Source organism: Streptomyces telluris, from assembly GCF_024519335.1.
Taxonomy (GTDB): domain Bacteria; phylum Actinomycetota; class Actinomycetes; order Streptomycetales; family Streptomycetaceae; genus Streptomyces; species Streptomyces telluris.
Window position 1 is genome coordinate 61,397 of record NZ_JANIID010000007.1, and the last position, 16,093, is coordinate 77,489.

17 protein-coding genes are annotated in these 16,093 nt (G+C 72.8%); 15 read left to right on the plus strand and 2 right to left on the minus strand.

The features are described 5' to 3' along the window. Positions 1-7 precede the first annotated feature (7 nt). From NQU55_RS10325 to NQU55_RS10375, 11 genes are all read left to right on the plus strand, one after another. Positions 8-1,687 (plus strand): CpaE/TadZ family protein, encoded by a 1,680-nt coding sequence (locus NQU55_RS10325; protein ID WP_256790319.1) that lies wholly within the window; start codon positions 8-10, stop codon positions 1,685-1,687. After that, complete coding sequence (locus NQU55_RS10330) at positions 1,687-2,115, plus strand: TadE/TadG family type IV pilus assembly protein (protein WP_168097008.1); 429 nt, start codon at positions 1,687-1,689, stop codon at positions 2,113-2,115. Before NQU55_RS10325 ends, NQU55_RS10330 begins: the two co-directional genes overlap by 1 nt. Continuing rightward, complete coding sequence (locus NQU55_RS10335; RefSeq protein ID WP_256790321.1) at positions 2,112-3,455, plus strand: TadA family conjugal transfer-associated ATPase; 1,344 nt, start codon at positions 2,112-2,114, stop codon at positions 3,453-3,455. The genes NQU55_RS10330 and NQU55_RS10335 overlap by 4 nt, the downstream gene beginning before the upstream one ends. A 14-nt stretch (positions 3,456-3,469) precedes the next feature. Then, positions 3,470-4,417 (plus strand): type II secretion system F family protein, encoded by a 948-nt coding sequence (locus NQU55_RS10340; RefSeq protein WP_168095937.1) that lies wholly within the window; start codon positions 3,470-3,472, stop codon positions 4,415-4,417. Positions 4,418-4,430: 13 nt separating this feature from the next. Beyond that, on the plus strand, positions 4,431-5,327 hold the full coding sequence (locus NQU55_RS10345) for a DUF5936 domain-containing protein (protein WP_168095936.1): 897 nt from the start codon (positions 4,431-4,433) through the stop codon (positions 5,325-5,327). 359 nt (positions 5,328-5,686) lie between these two features. Continuing rightward, positions 5,687-5,872 (plus strand): hypothetical protein, encoded by a 186-nt coding sequence (locus tag NQU55_RS10350; RefSeq protein ID WP_168095935.1) that lies wholly within the window; start codon positions 5,687-5,689, stop codon positions 5,870-5,872. Then, a complete protein-coding gene (locus NQU55_RS10355) occupies positions 5,869-6,570 on the plus strand; it encodes a pilus assembly protein TadG-related protein (protein ID WP_168095939.1) in 702 nt (233 codons plus the stop codon). Before NQU55_RS10350 ends, NQU55_RS10355 begins: the two co-directional genes overlap by 4 nt. Before the next feature lie 115 nt (positions 6,571-6,685). After that, the gene (locus NQU55_RS10360; RefSeq protein ID WP_168095934.1) at positions 6,686-7,273 is read left to right on the plus strand and encodes a hypothetical protein; all 588 of its coding nucleotides are present in this window, start codon (positions 6,686-6,688) and stop codon (positions 7,271-7,273) included. A 7-nt stretch (positions 7,274-7,280) separates the two neighbouring features. Next, complete coding sequence (locus NQU55_RS10365; protein WP_256790325.1) at positions 7,281-7,913, plus strand: OmpA family protein; 633 nt, start codon at positions 7,281-7,283, stop codon at positions 7,911-7,913. 72 nt (positions 7,914-7,985) lie between these two features. Then, complete coding sequence (locus NQU55_RS10370) at positions 7,986-8,894, plus strand: putative endonuclease domain-containing protein (RefSeq protein ID WP_256790327.1); 909 nt, start codon at positions 7,986-7,988, stop codon at positions 8,892-8,894. A 76-nt stretch (positions 8,895-8,970) separates the two neighbouring features. Continuing rightward, positions 8,971-10,245: a hypothetical protein gene (locus NQU55_RS10375; RefSeq protein ID WP_256790329.1), complete on the plus strand. Its 1,275-nt coding sequence runs from the start codon at positions 8,971-8,973 to the stop codon at positions 10,243-10,245. 39 nt (positions 10,246-10,284) lie between these two features. Here the strand turns inward: NQU55_RS10375 and NQU55_RS10380 are convergent, their stop codons facing one another. After that, the gene (locus tag NQU55_RS10380; RefSeq protein WP_168093715.1) at positions 10,285-10,674 is read right to left on the minus strand and encodes a DUF192 domain-containing protein; all 390 of its coding nucleotides are present in this window, start codon (positions 10,672-10,674) and stop codon (positions 10,285-10,287) included. 58 nt (positions 10,675-10,732) lie between these two features. Between NQU55_RS10380 and NQU55_RS10385 the strand changes: the two genes are divergently transcribed. The 3 genes from NQU55_RS10385 (at position 10,733) to NQU55_RS10395 (ending at position 13,518) form a co-directional block, all read left to right on the plus strand. Continuing rightward, positions 10,733-11,458, plus strand: a complete 726-nt coding sequence (locus NQU55_RS10385) for a prepilin peptidase (protein WP_168093714.1) — start codon at positions 10,733-10,735, stop codon at positions 11,456-11,458. Positions 11,459-11,509: 51 nt separating this feature from the next. Beyond that, positions 11,510-12,091, plus strand: coding sequence for a TetR/AcrR family transcriptional regulator (locus tag NQU55_RS10390; RefSeq protein WP_168093713.1), 582 nt, complete (start codon positions 11,510-11,512; stop codon positions 12,089-12,091). Positions 12,092-12,270: 179 nt separating this feature from the next. After that, positions 12,271-13,518: an MFS transporter gene (locus NQU55_RS10395; protein WP_168093717.1), complete on the plus strand. Its 1,248-nt coding sequence runs from the start codon at positions 12,271-12,273 to the stop codon at positions 13,516-13,518. A 329-nt stretch (positions 13,519-13,847) separates the two neighbouring features. On the opposite strand, the gene mgrA is transcribed toward NQU55_RS10395, so the two are convergent. Further along, positions 13,848-14,900, minus strand: coding sequence for an L-glyceraldehyde 3-phosphate reductase (gene mgrA, locus NQU55_RS10400; protein WP_372504675.1), 1,053 nt, complete (start codon positions 14,898-14,900; stop codon positions 13,848-13,850). 104 nt (positions 14,901-15,004) lie between these two features. On the opposite strand from mgrA, the gene NQU55_RS10405 reads away from it, so the two are divergent. Beyond that, positions 15,005-15,766, plus strand: a complete 762-nt coding sequence (locus tag NQU55_RS10405; RefSeq protein WP_168093711.1) for an isoprenyl transferase — start codon at positions 15,005-15,007, stop codon at positions 15,764-15,766. Positions 15,767-16,093 lie beyond the last annotated feature (327 nt).

The window sequence follows — 16,093 nt, forward strand, 5'->3', positions numbered from 1 at the left end:
GAGAACGGTGACCATCAGAATCCTCCCGGCCGTCGGTGACCCCGACGCCGCCCGCGCCCTCGGCGGGCTGCTCGGACAGCTGCCCGGTGTCGAACCGCTGCAGGCCGTCGGCGACTCCACGCGCCTGCTCGACACCCTGGCGGTCCTGGCGGCCGCCTCGGTCGACGAGCTTCCCGAGGTCGTGCTGGTCCACGAGCGGCTCGGACCGGTACCCGCCCTGGAGGTCATCCGCGAGGTGGCCCTGCGCTTCCCGGCCACGGGCGTCGTGCTCGTCACCGCCGACCGCGGGCCCGCGCTGTACGCGGCGGCGATGGACGTCGGGGCGCGCGGGCTCGCCGGACTGCCGCTGTCGTACGAGGAGGTGGGCGCCCGCGTCCAGGCCGCCGCCCACTGGGCCGTAGGGGTCCGCCGCCATCTCGGCAGTGTCGGAGAGGGGCCCGGCGGCGGGGAGGGCGGGACGCTCCTCGCGGTCGTCGGGGCCAAGGGCGGCGTCGGCACGACCGTCACCGCCGTGCAGCTCGCCCTCGCCGCCTGCGCCGCCGGGCGCAGCGTCGCCCTGGTCGACCTGGACCTGCAGTCCGGTGACATCGCCTCCTACCTGGACGTCCAGTTCCGGCGGTCGATCGCGGACCTGGCCGGCATCAGCGACATCTCGCCGCGAGTCCTCCAGGACGCCGTCTTCCCGCACCCCACGGGCCTCGGCCTGCTGCTGGCCCCGGCCGAGGGCGAGCGCGGCGAGGAGATCGGCGACCTCGCCGCCCGGCAGATCGCGGCCGCCCTGCGCAGCCGCTACGAGCTGGTCGTCGCCGACTGCGGCACGCAGATAACGGCGGCGGGCGCCGCCGTCGTCGAGACGGCGGACGTGGCCCTGCTGGTGACGACGCCGGACGTCGTCTCCGTACGGGCCGCCAAGCGCATGGTGCGGCTCTGGGACCGGCTCCAGATCCGCAAGGCCGCCGAGACCACGACCGTCATCAACCGGCACACCCGTAACAGTGAGATCCAGCCCGCCCTGGTGGAGCGCACCACGGGCACGCGGACGGCACGCACCACGGTCCCGGCGGGCTACAAGGAGCTGCAACCGGCCGTCGACTCCGGCCGGATGCAGGACCTCGACGCCCGCTCCGGGGTGCGGCAGGCCCTGTGGACCCTGGCCGGCGAGATCGGCCTGATCGCCGCTCCCGCCGCGGGCGGCGGCTCCTTACGCGGCGGCGCCGCCCACGCGAACCGCTCGCTCACCGGCGGCACCCGGCGGCGCCGGGCCCTGGGAGCCGGCGGCTCCGGCGGCACGGGGGCCGACCGGCTCTCCCCCGTGCCGACGAGCCGCTTCCGGCGGCGGGCGGGCGGCGACCGGGGGCAGGTCGCCGTGGAGTTCCTGGGCATCCTCCCGCTCATCCTCGTCGTGTTCGCGGTGGTGTGGCAGTGCGTCCTGATCGGCTACACGTACTCGCTCGCGGGGGACGCGGCGGACAAGGGCGCGCGGGCGGGGGCGGCCGGAGGCAACTGCGTCGCAGCCGCCAGGGCGGACCTGCCGGGAGCCTGGCGCGGCGGCCCGGAGTGCGGGGGAGACGGCACGGGCGTCGTCCGCGCCGAGGTCGCCCTGCAGGTCCCGGCCCTCTTCCCCGGGCTCGTGAACTGGCCGTGGACGGTGACGGGTTCCGCGGGCGCGGCGGAGGAGGCGAGGTGATGCGGCCACCCCGGCCGGGGGCGGCGGCCGCCCGCCGCGGCGACCGCGGCTCCCTGTCCATCGAACTCATCGGCTTCCTGCCGGTGCTCCTGCTCGTCGGGCTGGCCGCCATCCAGCTCGGGCTCGCCGCGTACGCGACGCAGCAGGCCGGCAGCGCGGCCCGGGCCGCGGCGCGCACCGCCTCGCTGGACGACCCGAGGGTGTCGCCGGCCGCAGCCGGGCGGGCCGCCATGAGCGGGTGGCTGCGGACCGACGGCGCGCCGGCGGCGGCGCCGTGCGCGGCCGGCGCCCCGCGGACGACCGCCTCGGTCACCGTCGTCATCCCGGCGGTGCTGCCCTTCCTCGGCGAGCGTTCCGTCACCCGCCGGGCCACGATGCCCTGCCCGGCCGACACCGGACCGTACCCGCTGCCGAGGAGTGCGCCATGAGCCTGCGGGCCCGCATCACCACCCCCCAGACCCCCGGCGACGGACGGGAGTCGGGCCACCTCGTCCCCGTCTACCGAGCCAAGCTGCTCGAAGAGATCGACCTGGCCGAGATGTCGGCGCTCGCCGCCTCCGAGCGCCGGACCCGGCTGGAGCGCGTCCTCGGCCACATCATCAGCCGCGAGGGACCGGTCCTGTCCACCGCCGAGCGGGACCGGCTCATCCGCCGCGTCGTGGACGAGGCCCTCGGCCTCGGCGTCCTCGAACCGCTCCTGGAGGACCCCTCCATCACCGAGATCATGGTCAACGGGCCCGATCAGATCTTCATCGAGCGCTCGGGGCGGGTCGAGCCCGTCCCCGTGCGGTTCGCATCGAACGAGCAGCTCATGCAGACCATCGAACGCATCGTCTCCACGGTCAACCGCCGGGTGGACGAGTCGAATCCGATGGTCGACGCCCGGCTGCCGAGCGGCGAGCGCGTCAACGTCATCATCCCGCCGCTCGCCCTCAACGGCGCGACGCTGACCATCCGGCGCTTCCCGCGCGCCTACGCCCTGCCCGAGCTCATCGGCATGGGCACGCTGGACGAGCGGATGCTGATGCTGTTCTCCGCGCTCGTCCGGGCGAAGTTCAACGTGGTGGTGTCCGGCCCGACCGGGTCCGGCAAGACGACCCTGCTGAACGCCCTCTCGGGGCTGATTCCGGAAGGAGAGCGCATCATCACCGTCGAGGACGCCGCCGAGCTGCAACTGCAGCAGGCGCACGTCATCCGCCTCGAATCGCGGCCGCCCAACGTCGAGGGGAAGGGCCGGATCACCATCCGCGACCTCGTGCGCAACTCCCTGCGCATGCGGCCCGACCGCATCATCGTCGGCGAGGTGCGCGGCGGCGAGACCCTCGACATGCTCCAGGCCATGTCCACCGGACACGACGGCTCCCTCGCCACGGTGCACGCCAACAGCGCCGAGGACGCGCTGATGCGGCTGCAGACGCTCGCCTCCATGTCGGAGGTCAAGGTCCCCTACGAGGCGCTGCGGGACCAGATCAACAGCGCCGTGGACTGCGTCATCCAGCTCACCCGGCAGGCCGACGGGTCGCGCCGCATCGCGGAGGTCGCCCTGCTCGACTCGCAGGGCCGCGAGGACTACCGGCTGGCGACCGTCTGCCGCTTCGACGCCCGCCCGCTCGACGCCGACCGGATCGTCCGCGGAGGCTTCACCTGCTTCCCCGTTCCGGAGCGGGCCGCCGACCGCCTGCGGCTCGCCGGGGAATCCGTGCCGCCCGCCTTCGGCGTCGCGGCGTTCCCCACCGGGCCGGCGGCACCGGAAGCGCGGCAGGGATAGGGAGGGCGACGGGCATGGACGATCTCGCGCACCTCGTCGCGCCGACCATCGGCGCCGTCGTGCTGGCCGGTGTCCTCGGCACCGCGGGCCTGCAGATGTACGCCTCGGGGAAGGCGCAGCGCCGCTCCCTGGTGGACCGGCTCTCCGACGCGCCCGCGCTGCCGCAGGCGGGCCGCACCCGCCGCTTCGCGCGTCTCGACCGGCGGCTTCGGGCCACCGGAGCCGGGCGCCGGCTGGAACGGCGGCTCGCCGCGACCGGCCTGGACGTCACTCCCGCCGAATTCGCCGTCGCCACGCTGGGCGCCGCCGCGGGGCTGTGGCTGGTCGCGGCCGGAGCCCTCGCCCCGTTCTTCGGACCCCTGGCCGCCCTGGTCGCGGTGTGGACCGCCTCCGGCTTCCTCGCCCGGCAGCGCCGCAAACGCATCGAGAAGTTCATCAACCAGCTCCCCGAGCTCTCGCGCATCCTCGCCAACGCCACCCAGGCCGGGCTCGCCCTCCGCACGGCCCTCGGCATGGCCGCGGACGAAATGGAGGCGCCGGCCGGGGAGGAGCTCGCCAAGGTCGCCGACAAGCTCGCCGTGGGCCACTCCATCGACGACGCGCTGGGCGAGCTGGCAGACCGGCTGCCCTCCCGCGAGCTGGTCGTCCTCGTCACCACCCTGATCCTGTCGAACCGGGCGGGCGGCACGGTCGTCAGTTCGCTGCGCAACCTCACCCGGACGCTGGAGGAGCGCAAGGAGACCCGGCGCGAGGTGCGCACCCAGCTGGCCCAGGTGACCATCACGGCGTACGTCGTCCCGCTGATGGGCATCGGCACGCTCCTGCTGACGGACCGGGTCGCACCCGGCTCGATCGACCGGATGACCTCCTCCGTCCTGGGGCAGGCGGCCGTGATCGCCGCCTTCGCGCTGTACGGGCTGGGCTTCTTCGTCATCCGCCGCCTGTCCCGGATCGACGTCTGAGGGGCGGCTGCACATGGGAATCGCGGGACTTCTGCTGGGTCTGCTGGCCGGGCTGTCCGTGGCGGGCGCCTGCGCCGGCCTCGTCCTGTGCCGCAGCCGGGCCAGGCTGCCGGAGGACCTGGCCATCGCACTGGAGGTCGGCTCCACGCGCACGACGGCCGTGGGGTCGGCCGTGGACCGGCTCGGCATGCGCTACGCCCCGCTGGTGCTGCGGATGATGGGCGGCAAGCGCGTGGCGAAGGTCCGCAGCCGCATCGACCGCGCGGGCAACCCCGGAGGCCTGACCGTCGACCGGTACGCGGCCCGCCGCGCCGTCTACGGCGCGCTCGGCTTCGGCGGCGCCCTGGTGATGCTCGGCGACGGTCAGCTGCTCCTGGCGCTGCTGCTGGTGGCCTTCGGGCTGTTCTGGACCGAGGTCGGCATCTGGGCCGCCGTTCGCGAGCGCAAGGCGGCGATCGACCGGACGCTGCCGGACTTCCTGGACGTTCTCGCGGTGGTCGTCAGCGCCGGTCTCGGCTTCCGGCAGGCCCTGGAGCGCGTCGCCGAGCGCTACGCGGGGCCGTGGGCGGACGAACTGCGCATCACTCTGCGCCAGATGGACATGGGCGTGAGCCGCCGGCAGGCGTTCGAAGAGCTGCGCCGACGCAACGACTCCGAACAGGTGGCCCAGTTCGTCACGGCGCTGCAGCAGGGCGAGGAGCTGGGCGCCCCCATCGTCGACACGCTGATCGCCATCGCCGACGACATGCGGCGCGTCGATGCCCAGCAGGCCCGGCGCCGCGCCGCGCGCGCGGTGCCGAAGGCGACTGTGGTGATCACGACCTTCATGGTCCCGGCCACGATGATCCTGCTGGTCGCCGGGTTCTTCCTGGGGTCGGGAACGAACTTCGGCCCGATCCTGGGGGATTGACGTGGCTCCCGGCGGGGTTGGCATGACCGAGGCGTCATTGCGGAAGAACCCTTCGCGGGTGCAATGGGATGTGGGACAGTCGTTCTCCGGAGGATCCTCGGCGGGGCACTGCGGGGCGGGGGTGGGGCGGATGGACCGGCCGAGCCGTGCGGTGCGTGTGGTTCAGGTGGTGCGGGTGATTCCCCAACTCGCTTCAACGGTGGGTGAATGGTGGCGGAGGCACTGTTCCGCCGCGGCTGAACCGGCGTACTTTTCTTGTGCTCGCCCGCCAGGACGGACGGGGCAGGCTGCCGATGGAGGGGAACGTGATGGGGAAGCGCTTCGCGGGGAAGAGCCGCCTCTTGGGGAGGATCCGCTTCGTGGGGAACGACCGCTTTCCGCGGAGGGGCCGCCTCCCGGGAAACGACCGTGGCCAGACCGCGATCGAGTACCTCGGCATCATCGCCGTGGTCGTGGCCATCGTTCTCGTACTGACCAGGACGGACTTCGGGAGCGCGATCGCCAGCGCCATCTCCGACAAGATCAGCGAGGTCACCAGCGGCTGACCGGAGCGCGGGCGGCGGACGACCGGGGGCAGGCCTTCCCGATCTACATCACCGCCGTGGCCGCCCTCCTCTTCCTCGCCCTGGCGTTCTTCGCCGTCGGTCGCGCGGGCGCCACGAAGAACGGCACCCAGACCGCGGCCGACGCGGCGGCCCTCGCCGCCGCACAGGCCTACCGTGATCAGCTCCGTACCGGTCTCCTGACGGCCGTCGGTGCAGGCGGCCCCTGGACCGATTGGCTTGTCGGCCGCCTGGGCGATGCGGCCGCGGCCTGCGACGAGGCGGGCCCGTACGCGGAGGCCAACGGTGCCGACGTGCAAGGGCGCTGCTCGGCCTCGTGGGGTCCGCTGCCCGTCTCCTTCATTGTCACGGTCAGGTCCGCCGAGGCGGTGGGTAAATCGGTTGTCCCCGGCACCGAGGACCGGCACGCGACCGCGACGGCGCGTGCGGTGGTCGAGCCGCGGTGCACGGCGAAGCCGCCCGGGGAAAAGCCCCCGGAAGGGGAGCCATCGGGGCCCCCGCCGGGGCCGTCCGGCAGCCCGCAACCGTCCGGCGGCCCGGGCCCCGGGAGCCCCGCGGAGCACAAGCCGGCCGTCGAGGTCGTCTGCGACGGCGAGACCGTAAGGATCGAACCCGGCGGGCACGGGACCCTGGTGAGAGCGACCACGCTCTTCACCGTGCGCCTGGCGGACGGCGAGTGAGGGGCCGTGCGGAGGGGCTGCACGGTGCGGCGCCGTGCGGCCGGAGGCCCGGCCCGGTGCTGTCCCGCGCGGCCCGTGCAGCGGAAGCCCGCCCGACGAGCGAAGGAACGCGACCATGAGAATGCGGCGCACGACGAAGGCCCGCGGGCGCGCGGCGGTGACCGTGCTCACGGCCGTCATGGCCTTGGCCGTGGCGGGCTGCGGCGACGACGGAGGAGACAAGGGCGAGGATGGCGCGGACGCCCGTAGCTCCAAGAAGCCCGCCGCCCAGCACGGCGAGGCCAAGAACCGCGCCCGGGAACCCGCTTCCGACGGGATCGGCGAGATGGAAGGCCCGGACGGCACGGCCATCGCCCTCACCTCAGCCGTACGGGACAAGGGCGGGTTCGTCACCGTCAACGGCACACTCACCAACCGCGGCTCCAGGCCGTTCAACGCGATCCACTGGTCGTCGAAGGAGACGGAGATGAAGTCCAGGTCCTCCGTCTCCGGAGCCTCACTCGTCGACCAGGCGAGCAAGAAGCGCTATCTCGTGCTCCGTGACACCGACGGGGAGTGCCTGTGCAGCACGGGCCTGACCAACGTCAAGCCCAACGAGACCCGCCCGGTCTTCGCCCAGTTCCCCGCGCCCCCGGACGACGTCACCGAGGTCGACTTCCAACTGCCCGCCATGCCGTCCGTCCACATCAAGATCTCGGGGTGAGGGCGCCGTGCCGACGCTCCGGGCCTGCTGCGGCACCGCTCTCGCCGCCGCCCTGACCACGATCCTCGCCGTCACACCCGCCGCCCCGCCCGCCGCCGCGCAGGGACGCCCCGGCGCCGGCGGCCCGGGCAGTCCGGCGAACACCACCCCACCCGTCAAGATCGACAGCGCTGATCCGGACCTGAAGCTGCGCTCCGGCGCGAAGCTCGCCGCGGGGCGCGTCCTCGACATCAAGTCCGTGGTCGAGACCGAGGGCGGGGACGAGCGCCGCGAGGACACCAACGTCGATGTCACCTTCGCCCTGCAGGCCGAGGTCCTCTTCGGCAAGGACAGCGCGCAGCTGAGCGGCGAAGCCGGCAAGCGCATCAGCTCGATCGCGGCGGAGGTGAAGAAGCAGAAGGCGGGCGCCCTGCGCGTCTTCGGCTTCACCGACAACCTCGGCTCCGTCGCACACGGCCTGTCCCTGTCGAAGGAACGTGCCAACGCGGTCCAGCGGCAACTCGCCCGCGAGATCGGTTCGTCCTCTGTCACGTACCAGATCCGGGGGTACGGGGAGCAGTTCCCGATCGCGGACAACTCCACGGAGGAGGGGCGCAGGAAGAATCGCCGGGTGGAGGTGAGCTTCCCGCGGCGCGGATAGGGGTGCCCATGCCCCCGGGGCGGTTGTCCACAGGGGTCGCGGTGCGGGGCGGGTATGCGCTGTGCTGGATGGATGAAGGCAGATCACCCGCGCCTGCGTGAACTGGCCGCCGTACAGGGCGGCGTCGTGCTGACGTCCCAGGCCGTGGCCGCCGGACTGTCGCCCGGCGGAGCGGCCCGCTCGCTGCGCCGCGCGGGCTGGTCCCGGCTGCATGCCGGCGCGTGGGCCGAGCCCGGCCGCGAGGCCGGTCTGCGGCTGCGACTGCGGGCTCTGCAACTGCACCACCCGGAGCTCGTCGCGAGCCACACCTCGGCCGCCGCCGCGCACGGGATCGCGCTGATACGGCCGTGCAGGCCCGAGTTCACCGCTCTCGAAGGGCGCAGACGCAGAGCGGGGGTCGTCTCGCACCGGGTCCTGCTGGCGGAGAGCGAGGTCACCGTGGTCGCGGGCGTCCGGGTCACGACTGCGGTGCGGACGCTGTCCGATCTGCTGCGGGTGCTGCCTGCCGAAGAGGCGGTCATCGCCGCCGACTCGGCGTTCGCCCGCGGCCTGGCCCGACGGGAGGACGTGGCCCTGGCCCTGGACGAGGCGGCGCGCCGCCCGGGCACCCGCCCGGCGCGCCGGGCTCTGGCGCTCACCGATCCGGCCAGCGGCTCCCCGGCCGAGACCAAGGCCCGGCTGGAGATGGGGCGGGAGGGACTGCACCCGGAGTCCCAGGCCGAGGTCACGACGGCCCGCGGGCGCACGGCGCGGCTGGACTTCCTCTTCCGCGCGGAGGGACTCGGCATCGAGATCGAGGGGTTCACCTGGCACGGCACGAGGGCCGCCCATCAGAACGACGCCATGCGTTTCAACGATCTGGCCGGCTGCCCCGGAGTGTGCCGCATTCTCCGCTTCACCCGGGACGACGTCTTCCACCGTCCTCGGCTAATGGTCCGCACGGTCCGAAGGGCGCTGAACGACCTCCGCGCAGAGGGCTGAAGGCTCGCGAACTCCCCGGGTGGCACGGCAGGATGGGACGGCGCGGGTGCCGGGGGAGTGGTGAGGGAGGCGTGGGATGCGGGGCCACGGGAAGGCGAGGGGCGGGATCGTCGGGGTGACGGCGCTGGGGCTCCTGATGGCGGTGACCGGCCGGGCGGGAGCGGCAGACGAGACAGGGACCCCGGCCGCGTACGTGATGGCGCCGGGGGCACAGCTGGTGGAAGGGACCGCGGCCAAGGAGGGCGGGCCGTTACTGAGACCGGGCCCGCAGACGTACAAGGACTCCGTCCGGCCGGGAGAGCGCAGGTACTACACGGTGGAGCTGGACGGCGGGTCCAGCGCGTACGTCTCCGCCGTGGCGGCTCCCCGCCCCGGCAGCACCATGGGCCCCAGGGACGGCATCGAGGTCGCGTTGGAGGCGCCGGACGGGACGCCCTGCGGCGGCGGGCGGCACCGCACGTTCCTGTCGGCCGGGGGCGCCTACCCCGTCGCCGACTACGCGGAACGGGTCGTGCGGTCGGGCAGCCCCTGCGCGTCCGCGGGGACGTACCACTTCGTACTGGAGCGGGGCGATGCCACGGGCGGGGACGGCTCGCCGGTGCCCGTGGAGCTGAAGTACGTCACGGCTCCGCCGGACGCGGGGAGGCCGGGTGTCCGGGGCGGCGGCCCGTCGGCCTCGGGCGGCACCTGGTCCTCGCAGGTGCCGGAGATGCCCGACGGGCCGGGCACGCAGATCACCGGCGGATCCGGTTTCCACGACGCGGCCGAGGTGGCCGCCGGCTCCTGGAAGGACGAACTCCGCCCCGGTGAGACCCGTTTCTACCGGGTCTCGGTCGACGCGGGCCGGCAGCTCTTCGCCCGGGCCCGGTTCGGAGCGGCCCCCAGCGGCGGCCCCACCGCCCGGTACGTGGCCGGCGGGGTGCGCCTCGGGCTGAACAACTCCGCCCGCGGATACGTGATGAACAGGACGACCGGCTACCAGGGCAGGCCCGTGACGGTCTCCCTGGCCACGCCCCCGGCGGCCTACGCCAACGGTGTGGCGATCGGTGACGCCGTCCGCGGCATGCGGTTCGCCGGGTGGTACTACCTCCAGGTGAGCGTGAGCCCGAAGGCCGGCGGGACCTCCGCGGAGGTGCCCGTCACGCTCGACGTCGACGTGGCCGCCGCCCGGCCGGCCGGGCCGGACCCGAAGCCAGCCGCCGGCGGTGCAGCGGCCCCCGTGGGCGGCGGCCCCGACGGTCGGCTGCGCGTCGTCGGCTACGCGGGCGTGGGAACAGGCTCGGCGCTGCTGGTCGGCCTCGCGGGGTGGACGCTGGCGGCCCGCCGCCGGGCCCGCCGCCCCGGTGCGTAAGAGGCTGAGGGGGCTGAGGGGGATGAGGAACTGAAGGGGCTAGAGGGGGCGCGGGAGCCCGGGGCCGGAGGCCGGATCCGCGTCCCGGATCTCCACCCGGACGCCCGGGCGCAGGCCCCAGCCGCCCATGGCGCCCGCCGCTGCCTCCAGCACGTGGCGCGCCCGCAGCCGCGGCGCTCCGAGTCGGCCGGGCCGCATGGTGCGCACCGCGAGGACGGTCAAGTCCCGGTCCAGGTGGGCCACGTCGATGGGAAAGCGCATCCGGAAGGTGTGCACGCTCGTGGCAGGCGTGAGGAGCAGTGCGCCTTCGAGGGTATCCCGGCCCAGGAGCCCCCGGGTGCGGGCACGGTAGGACGCGGCGATCTCCAGCGGGACCGGCGGCCGGCCGGGGATGTGCAGCTGCGCCGTGCCGTCCTGTCTGCGGGGCATGCCCGGACTTTATCCACAGGCCCCGGCGGGTGCGGGCGGATCTCCGTATTCTCGGGGCATGGAGGCGTTGTTGATCATGCTGGCGGTCGTCTACGGGGCCGGGGCCGGCCTGCTGGTGCCACGGGCCCGGTATCGGCTGAGCGTCGAGCCGGAGGAGCCCTGGCGGTCGGCGGGCCCGTGCGGGCACGCGGTCGGGGGGTGGCTCGGCCGTGCGCGGTGCGGCGTGTGCGGCGAGGCGTACGGACAGGGGGCGCTGTGGCCCGCGGCGATGACCGCCCTGGTGTGCGGGGTCCTGGCGGCCGGGGTCGGGGCCCGGCCCGAGCTCGCGGTGTGGCTGCTGGCCGCGCCGGTGGCCGTGGTGCTGGCGGCGGTCGACCGCTCGGTGCGGCGACTGCCGGATGTGCTGACGCTGCCCCTGGCCGCGGGAATGGCCGTCCTGCTCGGCGCCGCCGCGCTCATACCCGGGGCCGCCGGGTCGTGGCCGGGCGCGCTGCTGGGCGGCCTGGTGCTGGGCGGCGGGTATTTCACGCTGTTCCTGATCCACCCGGCGGGGATGGGCTTCGGTGACGTGAAGCTGGCGGTGGGGCTGGGCTGTGCGCTCGGCTGGTACGGCTGGCAGGTGCTGTTCCTGGGAGCCTTCGCCGGGCTGATGCTCGGCTCCCTCTACGGGGTGGCGCTGCTGGTGACCCGCCGCGCGGGCCGCGGCTCGGCGCTGGCCTTCGGGCCCTTCATGATCGCAGGCGCTTGGCTGGGGGTGCTGACCGGAGGGACGGGCATCGGCTGAGCGGCCCGAAAGTATTGGAATGGGTGATCCAAAACTGCTACGGTTCCCACCATGGCCCGACCGAGGAAGTTCGACGAGGAGCGGGCGGTCGACGCCGCGCTGGAGGCGTTCTGGACCGCCGGGTACGAGGCGACCTCGACCCAGGATCTGTGCGACGCCACCGGCCTGGGCCGCAGCAGCATCTACAACACCTTCAAGAGCAAGCACGACCTCTTCCGGCGGGCCCTGCTCCGCTATATGGAGCGCAAGAACGGGAACCTCGACGCGGTGCTGGAGGGCGAGATGCCCGCGAAGGAGAAGATCCGGGCACTCCTCGGTGTGATCATCGAGGAGGAGGGGCTCTACCCGGAGGACCGGCGCGGCTGTCTGGTCGTCAACACCTGTATCGAGCTGGGGTCCAGGGACCCCGAGGTGGCCGGCGTGCTGGAGCGTGACTACCGGCGGCGGTTCGAGGCGCTGAAGGCCGCCATTGAAGCCGGGCAGCGGGACGGTGACATCGACCGCGCCAAGGACGCCGGCGCCCTCGCGCACTTCGTGATCGCGGCCGTCGGCGGCATGCGCGTCTCCGCCCGGGCCGGCATCGGGCGGCAGGCGCTCGAAGGGATCATGCGGACCACGGTCGACGCGCTCTGACGGGCGGGGCGCGCCTCCTGGGGGTGCGGCCGGTCCGTTTCTCTGCCGGTTCGTCTCTCCTCTTCTACCTCTCCTTCTTCCTCTCCGTTTGATTCATACCTTTATGCCTTTTCGTGCCTTGATTTTGTACTGAGCAATCCAAAACCATGCCCTACCCAAGCACCGAGGAGCACCCCACCATGCCCCGCGCCGTCTACCTCCTAGCCCTGGGCATCTTCGCGATGGTGACCAGCGAATTCGTCGTCGCCGGCCTGATGCCGCAGATGGCCGACGGGCTGGGAGTCACCGTTCCGGAGATCGGCTATCTCATCACCGCCTTCGCGGTCGCCATGGCCGCCGGCGGACCGTTCCTGACCGTCGCCGTGATGCGGCTGCGGCCCAGGGCCGCCCTGCTGACGCTGTTCGCCGTCTTCCTCGCCGGGAACGTCCTGGCCGCCACCGCGACCACGTACGGCGCGATGCTGGCCGCGCGGATCGTCACCGGCGTCGCCGCGCAGGCCTTCTTCGGCGTCTCCCTGTCCCTGTGCTCCCAGCTGACCCGTCCGGAGGTGCGCGGCCGTGCCGTCGCCGTCGCCATGAACGGCCTGATGCTCGGCACCCTGCTGGGCCTGCCGCTCTCCACCCTCGTCGGCGAGCACTTCGGGTGGCGCGCCGCCTTCTGGGTCATTTCCGCCCTCGCCCTGTTCGCCGCGCTCTGCACGGCCCTCGGCATCCCCGACGCGGACCGGCCCGCCGGGGGCGGCGGAATCCGCGGCGAGCTGGCCGTCTTCAAGCGCCGCAAGCTCTGGCTCACGCTGCTGACCAGCACCTTCGTCATCGGGGCGACGTTCTCGGCCTTCAGCTACTTCAACCCCGTCCTCACCGAGGTCACCGGGTTCTCCGCCGGCTCCGTGCCCCTGCTGCTCATCGCCTACGGTGCCGCCACCGTCGTCGGCAACTGGGTCGTCGGGCGCCTCGCGGACCGGTACCCCGTCCGCGTCCTGCTGTGCGGCCTCGTCCTCAACGCGGTCTTCCTCGCCGGCTTCGCCCTGACCGCGCACCTGCCCGCCCCCACGGTGGCCTTCCTGCTGGGCATCGGCCTCGTCGGCGTCACGATGAACCCGGCGATGGTCACCCGTGTCCAGCGCGCCGGCAACGCCGGCCCGCTGGTCAACTCCATCCACTCCTCGTTCATCACCCTCGGGATCATCATCGGCTCGTCGCTCGGCGGGCTGGCCATCGACGCCTACGGCCTGCGCTCGCCGCTGTGGCTCGGCGCCGCCATGGCCGTCGCCGGGGTCCTCACCCTTGTTCCCGATCTCGTTCCCGGTCTCGTTCCCGGTCTCGTTCCCGGTCTTCCGCGGCGGAGCCTCACCCGTCCGGCCGAGGGTGCCGCCGAACGGGCCGCCGACGCGCCCGAGCCCGTCGCGGCGTCAAGTCGGCCGTGATTTTTCCGGACGTTATCGAAGTGTTCCCAAGCGCCGACCGGAGCTGTCCGCCGAATGGCTGGTTCTACGCTGTAGGCCCAGTGCTGGCAGGCCCCCCGGGCCTCCGAACACACCGGCCGCGTCTACTCGTTCAAGATCAAAAAGGTCACCCAGTGTCAGCATCCCGCGCGCCGTCACCCCTGTCGGTGCAACGAGCACGGCCTCAGACCGGTTAAGGTGGAAACCCCCCCTCGGGCCGGTCCGTATCCCCCCCACGGACCGGCCCGTTTTCTTTCCCCCTTGTCACCCACGGTGACGATGCGGTGCATCCCGGGCCGGTCCGCCCCGGGTCAGCTGCGGCGGGCCCAGATGTTGACGCCTTCGGTGCTTACCGCGAAGGAATCGATCTCGGCCAGTTCCTCATCGGTCAGCTTCGGAGACCCCAGCGCGGCCACATTGGCCTCCAGCTGGCCGACGCTCGACGCGCCGATCAGCGCCGAGGTCATCCGCGGATCGCGCAGCACCCAGCTGAGCGCCAGCTGGGCGAGCGACTGCCCGCGCCGCCCGGCGATCGCGTTCAGGCCGCGCAGCCGGCCCACCACGTCCTCGGTCAGCAGCCCCGGGTCCAGCGACTTGCCCTGCGACGCGCGCGAGCCCTCCGGGACGCCCTGCAGGTACTTGTCGGTGAGCAGGCCCTGCGCGAGCGGCGCGAACGCGATGCAGCCCATGCCCTCCGTCTCCAGGGTGTCGAGCAGGCCGTCGTCCTCCGTCCAGCGGTTGATCATCGAGTAGGACGGCTGGTGGATCAGCGCCGGTACGCCCATCGCGCGCAGCAGCCGGGCCGCCTCGGCGGTCTGCTCGGCGCTGTACGAGGACACGCCCGCGTAGAGCGCCTTGCCCTGCTGCACGGCGGACGCGAGCGCGCCCATCGTCTCCTCCAGCGGGGTTTCCGGGTCGAACCGGTGCGAATAGAAGATGTCGACGTAGTCGACGCCCATCCGGCGCAGCGACGCGTCCAGCGAGGACAGCAGGTATTTCCGCGAGCCCCACTCGCCGTACGGGCCGGGGTGCATGAGATACCCGGCCTTCGTGGAGATCAGGATCTCGTCGCGGTACGGCCGGAAGTCCTGTGCGAAGATCTTGCCGAAGTTCAGCTCGGCGGAGCCGGGCGGCGGGCCGTAGTTGTTGGCCAGGTCGAAGTGCGTGACACCGAGGTCGAAGGCGCGGCGCAGAATGGCGCGCTGCGACTCCAGGCTGCGGTCGTCACCGAAGTTGTGCCACAGTCCGAGGGAGATGGCGGGCAGCTTCAGCCCGCTGCGGCCCGTTCGCCGGTACTCCATCGCGTCGTAGCGGGAATCGGCCGCACGATAGTGAGCGGAATGTGTGGAATCGGTCATGTGCATCTGACTATCACGGTCTTGTGACAGACCGAGTTGGGTTCCCGTGACACGCGGGCAGTAATGTGGCGCCCTCGGGGCGACCGCTGTGGCTTGGAGGGGCTGGAAACGTGAAGTTGCGCGACCTGGTGTACAGGCTCTACGCACGCCGGGTGGAAGGCCGCCTCGACCATGCGCAGGTGCCCAAGCACATCGGCGTCATCCTCGACGGCAACCGCCGCTGGGCGCGGGCCGACGGCCGCACGACCGAGCAGGGTCACCAGGCGGGCGCCGACAAGATCTCCGAGCTGCTCGGCTGGTGCGCCGAGACGGACGTCGAGGTCGTCACCCTCTGGATGCTCTCCACCGACAACCTCGACCGCCCGGCCGTGGAGCTCAACCCGCTGCTCGGCATCATCGAGAACACGGTGCGCGGCCTCGCCGCGGACGGCCGCTGGCGCGTGCACCACGTGGGCACGATGGACCTGCTGCCCGCCCGGACGCAGTCGGTGCTGAAGGAGGCCGAGCAGGACACGCTCGGCACCGGCGGAATACTGGTCAACGTGGCCGTCGGCTACGGCGGCCGGCAGGAGATCGCGGACGCGGTGCGCTCGCTGGTCCTCGAAGCCGCGGAGAACGGCACGTCCTTCGAGGAACTGGCCGAGACGGTCGACGTCGAGCACATCACCAAGCACCTCTACACGCGCGGCCAGCCCGATCCGGACCTCATCATCCGCACCAGCGGTGAACAGCGGCTGTCCGGCTTCATGCTCTGGCAGAGCGCGCACTCCGAGTATTACTTCTGCGAAGTCTTCTGGCCGGCTTTCCGGAAGGTCGACTTCCTGCGCGCATTGCGGGATTACGCGGCGCGGCACCGCAGGTACGGTTCCTGAGGCGTTTGCGCTGCGCATGGATCCGGCTGGGGGCGCGGGGGTTATCCCCCGCAAGGCGCTGTGCGGCGCGGCACCGCAGGTACGGTTCCTGAGGTCCCGTGGCCGCAACTCCTTCTGCCACCGGTACGGCTCCTGACGGACCGGTGGCTCACCACGTCACCGCATATGCCGTTGCATGGTCAAGCGGTCCAGCGGGAATATCCCCTGCAGGCCGACGGTCTGTCCTAAGACCGTCGCTCTGCCAGCGGGCGGCATGGGGCCGCCCGCCCGGGAGGCCCTTTGCACACGGACGACGACCGTGCGGACCGAGCGGCCCTGTCAGGTCGC

Excerpts from the sequence above, each read along its gene's own strand:
- NQU55_RS10330 (WP_168097008.1), top strand. The coding sequence starts at position 1,687 with ATGCGGCCACCCCGGCCGGGGGCGGCGGCCGCCCGCCGCGGCGACCGC.
- NQU55_RS10335 (WP_256790321.1), top strand. The coding sequence starts at position 2,112 with ATGAGCCTGCGGGCCCGCATCACCACCCCCCAGACCCCCGGCGACGGA.
- NQU55_RS10340 (WP_168095937.1), top strand. The coding sequence starts at position 3,470 with ATGGACGATCTCGCGCACCTCGTCGCGCCGACCATCGGCGCCGTCGTG.
- NQU55_RS10345 (WP_168095936.1), top strand. The coding sequence starts at position 4,431 with ATGGGAATCGCGGGACTTCTGCTGGGTCTGCTGGCCGGGCTGTCCGTG.
- NQU55_RS10360 (WP_168095934.1), top strand. The coding sequence starts at position 6,686 with ATGAGAATGCGGCGCACGACGAAGGCCCGCGGGCGCGCGGCGGTGACC.
- NQU55_RS10370 (WP_256790327.1), top strand. The coding sequence starts at position 7,986 with ATGAAGGCAGATCACCCGCGCCTGCGTGAACTGGCCGCCGTACAGGGC.
- NQU55_RS10375 (WP_256790329.1), top strand. The coding sequence starts at position 8,971 with ATGCGGGGCCACGGGAAGGCGAGGGGCGGGATCGTCGGGGTGACGGCG.
- NQU55_RS10380 (WP_168093715.1), bottom strand. The coding sequence starts at position 10,674 with ATGCCCCGCAGACAGGACGGCACGGCGCAGCTGCACATCCCCGGCCGG.
- NQU55_RS10385 (WP_168093714.1), top strand. The coding sequence starts at position 10,733 with ATGGAGGCGTTGTTGATCATGCTGGCGGTCGTCTACGGGGCCGGGGCC.
- NQU55_RS10390 (WP_168093713.1), top strand. The coding sequence starts at position 11,510 with ATGGCCCGACCGAGGAAGTTCGACGAGGAGCGGGCGGTCGACGCCGCG.
- NQU55_RS10395 (WP_168093717.1), top strand. The coding sequence starts at position 12,271 with ATGCCCCGCGCCGTCTACCTCCTAGCCCTGGGCATCTTCGCGATGGTG.
- mgrA (WP_372504675.1), bottom strand. The coding sequence starts at position 14,900 with ATGCACATGACCGATTCCACACATTCCGCTCACTATCGTGCGGCCGAT.